This window comes from Calothrix sp. CBUCES-K 9914 (assembly GCF_059640475.1).
On sequence record NZ_JBXXZH010000372.1, the window covers coordinates 1 to 6685 of the forward strand.

12 protein-coding genes are annotated in these 6685 nt (G+C 37.0%); 5 read left to right on the plus strand and 7 right to left on the minus strand.

Features of this window, described 5'->3' with window-relative positions:
• Positions 1–626: M48 family metallopeptidase (locus AC2JBO_RS41515; RefSeq protein WP_496959465.1), on the plus strand; the 626-nt coding region annotated here is incomplete at its 5' end.
• A gap of 85 nt (positions 627–711) precedes the next feature.
• Positions 712–1491: a carbonic anhydrase gene (locus tag AC2JBO_RS41520; protein ID WP_496959466.1), complete on the plus strand. Its 780-nt coding sequence runs from the start codon at positions 712–714 to the stop codon at positions 1489–1491.
• Between the two features lie 58 nt (positions 1492–1549).
• Here the strand turns inward: AC2JBO_RS41520 and AC2JBO_RS41525 are convergent, their stop codons facing one another.
• From AC2JBO_RS41525 to AC2JBO_RS41540, 4 genes are all read right to left on the minus strand, one after another.
• Positions 1550–2188 (minus strand): Uma2 family endonuclease, encoded by a 639-nt coding sequence (locus tag AC2JBO_RS41525; RefSeq protein ID WP_496959467.1) that lies wholly within the window; start codon positions 2186–2188, stop codon positions 1550–1552.
• Positions 2189–2416: 228 nt separating this feature from the next.
• Positions 2417–2701: a hypothetical protein gene (locus tag AC2JBO_RS41530; protein ID WP_496959468.1), complete on the minus strand. Its 285-nt coding sequence runs from the start codon at positions 2699–2701 to the stop codon at positions 2417–2419.
• On the minus strand, positions 2691–2834 hold the full coding sequence (locus AC2JBO_RS41535) for a BrnT family toxin (protein ID WP_496959469.1): 144 nt from the start codon (positions 2832–2834) through the stop codon (positions 2691–2693). Before AC2JBO_RS41535 ends, AC2JBO_RS41530 begins: the two co-directional genes overlap by 11 nt.
• Positions 2767–2988 carry a BrnT family toxin gene (locus AC2JBO_RS41540; RefSeq protein ID WP_496959470.1) on the minus strand — a complete coding sequence of 74 codons (222 nt, stop codon included), beginning with the start codon at positions 2986–2988 and terminating at the stop codon, positions 2767–2769. Before AC2JBO_RS41540 ends, AC2JBO_RS41535 begins: the two co-directional genes overlap by 68 nt.
• 155 nt (positions 2989–3143) lie before the next feature.
• Between AC2JBO_RS41540 and AC2JBO_RS41545 the strand changes: the two genes are divergently transcribed.
• Both AC2JBO_RS41545 and AC2JBO_RS41550 read left to right on the plus strand, forming a co-directional pair.
• Positions 3144–4004, plus strand: a complete 861-nt coding sequence (locus AC2JBO_RS41545) for a GIY-YIG nuclease family protein (RefSeq protein ID WP_496959471.1) — start codon at positions 3144–3146, stop codon at positions 4002–4004.
• A gap of 64 nt (positions 4005–4068) precedes the next feature.
• The gene (locus AC2JBO_RS41550; RefSeq protein WP_496959472.1) at positions 4069–4326 is read left to right on the plus strand and encodes a hypothetical protein; all 258 of its coding nucleotides are present in this window, start codon (positions 4069–4071) and stop codon (positions 4324–4326) included.
• Between the two features lie 189 nt (positions 4327–4515).
• On the opposite strand, the gene AC2JBO_RS41555 is transcribed toward AC2JBO_RS41550, so the two are convergent.
• Both AC2JBO_RS41555 and AC2JBO_RS41560 read right to left on the minus strand, forming a co-directional pair.
• Positions 4516–4929, minus strand: coding sequence for an Imm1 family immunity protein (locus AC2JBO_RS41555; protein ID WP_496959473.1), 414 nt, complete (start codon positions 4927–4929; stop codon positions 4516–4518).
• A 2-nt stretch (positions 4930–4931) separates the two neighbouring features.
• Entirely contained in the window at positions 4932–5324 is a 393-nt protein-coding gene (locus AC2JBO_RS41560) for a deaminase (protein ID WP_496959474.1), read from the minus strand.
• Between the two features lie 136 nt (positions 5325–5460).
• On the opposite strand from AC2JBO_RS41560, the gene AC2JBO_RS41565 reads away from it, so the two are divergent.
• Positions 5461–5619, plus strand: a complete 159-nt coding sequence (locus tag AC2JBO_RS41565; RefSeq protein WP_496959475.1) for a hypothetical protein — start codon at positions 5461–5463, stop codon at positions 5617–5619.
• An 86-nt stretch (positions 5620–5705) separates the two neighbouring features.
• Here AC2JBO_RS41565 and AC2JBO_RS41570 read toward each other — a convergent pair.
• Positions 5706–6685, minus strand: a 980-nt coding sequence (locus AC2JBO_RS41570; protein WP_496959476.1) for an aminotransferase class V-fold PLP-dependent enzyme, incomplete at its 5' end; no start/stop codon positions are given.

Sequence of the window (6685 nt, forward strand, 5' to 3'; positions counted from 1 at the left end):
CCCCAACATATGAAAAACTATCCCAACCATCACAAACACAAGATATCTTAAACCAGCTTTTAAACAAACTAGAATCTAACTTACCATCAGAACAACATAAGCGCGATTATCAAATAATCTACGTGCCAGATAAAACAGTAAACGCTTTAGCACTACCAGGTGACCGCATTGTAATTTTTGATGGTTTACTCAAACAAGCAGAGTCAGAAAACGAGTTAATGATGATTTTAGGTCATGAATTAGGACATTTTGCTAACCGCGACCATCTACGCAGTATATTAAGACAACTAATACTCCCAATTGCATTAGCTTCCATAACAGGAAATAATGATTTACTAGTATCAGTTGCTTCTGGTATTACAACATTTAGCGATGCAAAATATTCACAATCGCAAGAATCGCAAGCGGACGAAATAGGATTAAATTTGTTATATCAAACCTACGGTCATGTAGCTGGAGCAACTGACTTTTTTAATCGATTAAGTAAACAAAAAAATGTAGATATAGAATTTATATCAACCCATCCGGCACCGCAAAAACGAGTCAATGATTTACAAAAATTAATTAAACAAAAACATTATCAATCAAAAAAGTTATCTGCATTACCAAAAGAATTAAAATTGTAGATAAACCAGGTTTCTAGATTTTAAGATAATTTAATTATAGTAAAAGTTGATGCCGATAGTAAAATCTAGCTAGTGGGTAATTATTATGAGTCGCGTTAATGGGTTTGTTGGGAGGTTTGTTGGGCGCCGTAATTTTCTGCGAGTAATAGGAGCATCGGGTGTAGGAATTGCTAGTATTGCAGCTGGTAGTAGTATTGTAGGTGCCATACCACCAAATAGTACATCTTCACAAGTAGCTGAGAAAACAGACGCTAATAAAAAAACTGCCGCGACTGCGGTTACAGCAGTTAGTCCAAATGAAGCATTAAAACGATTATTAGATGGAAATAATCGGTTTGTCGCACAAAAAGCTACACATCCTCATCAGTCTATACAAGCACTTAAAGAACTAGCTGACTCGCAGCATCCTTTTGCGTGTGTTCTTGGTTGTGCAGACTCTAGAGTTCCATCAGAAATTTTGTTTGACCAAGGACTTGGGGATATATTTGATGTAAGAATAGCTGGAAATATTGCTAGTGATGCAGCAATTGCTAGTTTGGAATACTCAACATTAGAACTGCATTCACAACTTATTCTAGTTCTTGGTCATGAAAGCTGTGGTGCTGTTAAAGCAGCGTTAAGCGACGAATTGCTTCCTGGTAAAATTGGTTATTTGGTTGAATCTATTAAACCTATTGTTACAAAAGTCAGGTCAAAAGCTGCCACTAATAACGTAGATAATGCGGTTATTGCTAATATTCGCTACCAAGTGCAAAAACTAAAAGAAAGTTCCACTGTTTTAACAAAACTACTTCAGGAAGGTAAGCTGGAAATTAGAGGCGCCCGTTACGACTTACATACAGGAAAAGTCAAAATAGTCGTCTAACCTTACGTAAGTAGGGCTATGCCTTACAATACAACGCTCCATGACAGTCACTATTTCATCAATTTATATTGATTTTTTGCTGAACCCAAGCACGAAATGATTTTAGTAAAGCAATTTCTGGCTTGGTTTTACTTTGCTCAATAAAATTATTAATATCACTTGCTGAAACTAAAGGAAAAGCAATACTATAATCGCGTTCTATATATTTGTTATTGATTAATTCATAAAATTTAACTTTGCTTCCGTTGTATCTCCAAATTTCAGGCACCTTTAAGGCTGAATAAATAGAAAATTTATTAACTGAACTACTTGTAATATCAATTTCAATAGCTAAGTCTGGAGGAGGGTCAGTTTCAAAATCAAGTGTTTCCCTTCCTCTTACCGCTAGTTCATTCTGAATATAATAACAATTATCAGGCTCTATTCCTTTTTTGAAGTCTTCTTTTTTTATAGTTGTAGAACCTGCACTTTTGATTTCAATTTCTAATTCTTCTACTAAAACCACTATAAAACGACCAAATTTAATTTTAAGGTTTTCGTGTGCAAAAAGTGGTGCCATTATTTCTAACGTACCATCTTCATACGCGAACCGTGAGCCTCTACCGCTACCTGTTTCACGTAGCAAAGCTTCAAAGGTGTCCCAGCTAATATTATGTAGTACGGTTCGCTGTTCGGCGCCTGTCGAAGTAGCAAGCATAGTTGTTTACGTGCAAAAGTAATGACGTTCCGCATAAGTTATTATTTTATTTGTTCCTACACAAACTTGCTCAGGGGTCAACGGATATAGGGGTTCTTCAGATGCTGTATTAGCCATTAGTTACATAAACAATTACTTTTGCGATGAATGTCTTCTACAATTTTACCTTAAAACATATTAATTTCAGTAGTTTATAAGAAGTTTGTTTTTGCGGTTAGCAGCAAAAAACTAACTTTGAACCACTTCATTCAATGCTTCATCAATTATTTCATCACTTACTCCCCGGCGTTTCAAACTCGCAATTAACGCTGTCACGGTTTCGCTTTCAAATCGTTCTAAATCAGCACGTAATCCTTGACCGATGTAAGCGCGAATTAATGGCTGATACCCAGAAAAGCCCAACAACGGTGCGACCCGCTTTAAGTCTTCAATAACATCTTCAGGAATGCGAATCGTCACGCTGGTCATAGGACGATTTCGATCTAACCGCTTTTTTAATGCTTCAATTTTCATACTCTGCTCCCTCCTGACGAGTGGCTTTACGTGCTGAAATAATCCGAATCATATTCGCTTCACGCTCAATGTGAACAACATATAACAAATTCCATCGAGTATCCAGTCCAATCACAGCAATCTCGTGCTTCATTATTGCGACTTGCATCAACAACAATGAGAAAGGGGTCGAAAAATACTTCAGCAGCTTGCTGGAACGTTACTCCATCATGCTTTCCTGGGTTGTTACGAGCTTTCTCATCGTTCCAAACAAAGGTGATGCCATTTAGTACGAAATACACATCCATGCTTCATAGTGTAGACAAAGCGTATTTACTTTGTCAATACAGTTTTTACAAAAGACTTGCGGTTGGGGTTTTAAATCTTTGATGAAGTGTGTTGCAAGCTGCTGTAGTCGTGGGAATGCTAACAAGAGTAGAGTGTACTTACCATATAGGTTGCTATGGAATGGTCTTGTTGGTTTAATGTTTTGTTTAGCGAACGTCATCGGTTGCCATCAATTTCAGGGATTTACGTTATTGCCGATGCTAATAATTGCGTATGGTATGTCGGACAAGCTACAAATCTCAAGAGTCGGTGGGCTGGTAGAACTCACCACAGGTATCCACAGTTAATTCGTTCCAACCGTAAATTGTGCCATCGGATCTATTGGCAAGAAGTACCGATGAACTCATTAGACGAATTTGAGCGATATTATATTGATTTGTTTAAACCAGCGCTCAACGGCTGCAAAGTTAAGAAATATTTACCTTCTCAACCACTTGTTTTGAGTGAAATTAAGCGATTATTGAAAGTATTAAACAAACCAACAACGCTTTTTCCGGTTATTCGTTCTGTGGTGGCTGGTAAGTATCAAGATTTAGATGGAACAAACTGCATTGTCATTATTATAAATATTAACGACGAACAAATAATAATTAACTCGATGCAAAAAAGATATGCTTCATTAGTCAAGAAAGCGTGGACTTATCATAAAAATAATTGTGATAAAGATGAACAAATATACAGCCCGACTTGGATAAAAACATATTATGCTAACGGTAATAAATTTGAATTTGTTGTTGCGGATTGGGAATTTTTTGAATATCTCATAAATAATCCTCATCCCCGCACTTCTTTTATCGGTGAAGTTGAAATATTTGGCGTACAAGTAAAGGCTTTGAAAGATTTAAGTATTTTTGATAACCTGAGTTTCCAAGAATACTATAATTACATTAATTCCGAAGGTAAAAAAAGTTTAACACCTTTTGCTTATTTCAATTATCGCAAACCAGTACTTAAGTGCATTATACCCAGTATATAGTATGAAATTAAAATGTTGCACTTAGTTCTGGTATGATTATTTATATTAAGTAATTTATAAAAAAATGTTTCCTGTATCAACACCTGAACAACAAACTATTGAACTAGGAGAGGAGGGGAATTTAGTTCTTCCTGAATCAATTCGTCATCACCTCTCACTGCAACCTGGTGAAAAAATGATTCTCAGGTTGGAGCCAGATGGCAGTATACGTTTGACTAGTTTGCTTATTCAAATTCAGAATTTGCAAGGTATCTATAAAGACATTGCTCCAACAGTCAGCCTTGCTGATGAACTAATTGAAGAACGTCGCAAAGAATCTTAATTATGAGTTCACAAGTCACAAGGGTCTTGATGCTTCAGCACTCCTTGCTTATATTCAAAGATAATCCGGAGCAAAATTAGTTGCAATAGCCTTTGTGACATGTTCATATGTAAGCAGCGTTAACTAGGCACGAACAACTATTCTTGTTTTTATCTTTATTTTCCAATACATTATAGGCTCATGCTGAATTTACGCTACTGCTAATGATTTATCTTCCTGCCAAGTAAGTAACTCATCAAGTTTTCCTTCTAAAGCAAAAGTTCTTGCTGCAAGTAGACAACGTAATATATCAACACAATGATTTGCTGGAAAATTTCCATATTGCCCTCCTACAACCAACTTTTCTATATTGTTAGACTTGGCTAAATCAAGCAATGTATAAAAATTAAGATTATCGAAAGTCACGGTAACTATATATTTCCCTGCCCCACCACCGATGCTCATATAGGTATCTTCATCGGCACCTAAAGTTACTAAAGTATGACTGGCACCGTCTAATTCCCGGATAGCTGATTCTACTTGATTCCAGTCTGGGTTTTCAATAAAATCACCTTGATTCCTATTTCCAACCCATTTTTCAGTAGTGACATCTAATACAAACATGATTACCTCCTGCTCTTTGGTGGTTTTACTATTATAGCTTTACACTCACCTGGTGTTATTATTTCTAATTCTTTTATACCTAATTGCCAAGCCATAGAATTTACCCCCCCTCTTTTCCCACAAGCTTCACATAAGTCTCTATCTACTATTAAACGTGCTTTATCTGACCTTGTACCTGCATCAAGTGCTTGCTGAAAAACATCTGCTTCAGCATGATCTCTAGTAATAGAGTTAACACGCAGACTGATTTGACGAGGATAAGAATTATCCCTAGAATTAACACCAAAGAAACTTTTACCAGCTATTTCTAGCTTGGCAACTGTTGATTGATCTTCTTGACTACCTGCTGCTGGTAAACCAAGACTTTGTCTATACTCTGCTAATTCGCTAAACACTGAATTCGTTTTGCTTCATTTTGATCTATAACCTATTATTGTGACTGATTTTGGCAGATTTTAATTATGTAGATTTTTGAAGCGTTTATACAGCACCAAGAATTTAAATATAAAGGATTTTCATACATAGGGTAAAGTGTCTTCCTCTCTAGGTATTCCAATGTTTCACCTTCCTTTGCAATCTAAATATATAATGCCTGACGGTAGAGAAGTTATGCTCCCTATCAGTAATTATTCAAAGGCATTAGAAGATATATTAGAAGATATAGCAGCTTTTGCAGGCAAGTTACATTAATTGATAAATTAAAAAGTAGAGAGATTTCACAAAACCTCTCTACTAGAATAAATCACTGAAGTACTTACTACGAACATACGAGTTTATTAGCCTAATATGCTGGTGAAGAAGTCGATTGTGTCTTTTAGGGATTTGATGAATACGTCGATTTCTTGGTGGGTGTTGTAGAAGGCTAAACTCGCGCGCGCGGTTCCGATTGTTAAATTCAAGTAGCGGTGTAAGGGTTGTGTACAATGGTGTCCGGAACGTATTGCTACACCTTCTTGGTCTAGTAGTGCTGATAGGTCGTTGGGATGGATGTCTCCTGCAGTGAAGGATGCTAGTGCCGCGCGTCCAAATCCGTTGGCGTTGGGTTTGGGACCATATATGGTAATGTCGGGAATAGCTTCTAGTTGTTCAAATAAGTATGATGTTAATTCAGCTTCGTAAGCATGAATTTGATCCATACCTAATTTGGTTAAATAATCTACTGCGGCGCCTAATGCGATAGCTTCACCAATAGCGGGTGTACCTGCTTCAAATTTATGTGGTAATTCTGCGTAGGTGGAATGGTCTAAATATACATCGGCTATCATTTCTCCACCACCCAAGAAAGGAGGCATGGCGTTGAGTATTTCTTCTTTTCCGTATAAGAAACCAATACCAGTAGGGGCGCACATTTTATGACCGGAGGCTACTAGCCAGTCACAGTCTATTTCCTGTACGTCTACAGGCATATGAGGTACACTTTGGCAACCATCTATTAAAACTTTGGCGCCATATTTATGAGCAAGGGCACAAATTTCTTGGACTGGGTTAATGCATCCCAAGGTGTTTGAGACATGCACTACCGATACTAATTTTGTTTTGTCAGATATTAATGTTTTAAAATGCTCAAAATCAAAGCTTTCTTCTTCTGTGAGTTCCACATGCTTTAGTATGGCGCCTGTTTTTTGAGCAACAAAATGCCAGGGTACTAAGTTGCTGTGGTGTTCCATCACTGAGAGGATTATTTCATCCCCTGCTTTTAAATTATTCATTGCCCAGCTATACGCTACCAAGTTAATAGCCTCGGAAGCGTTGCGGG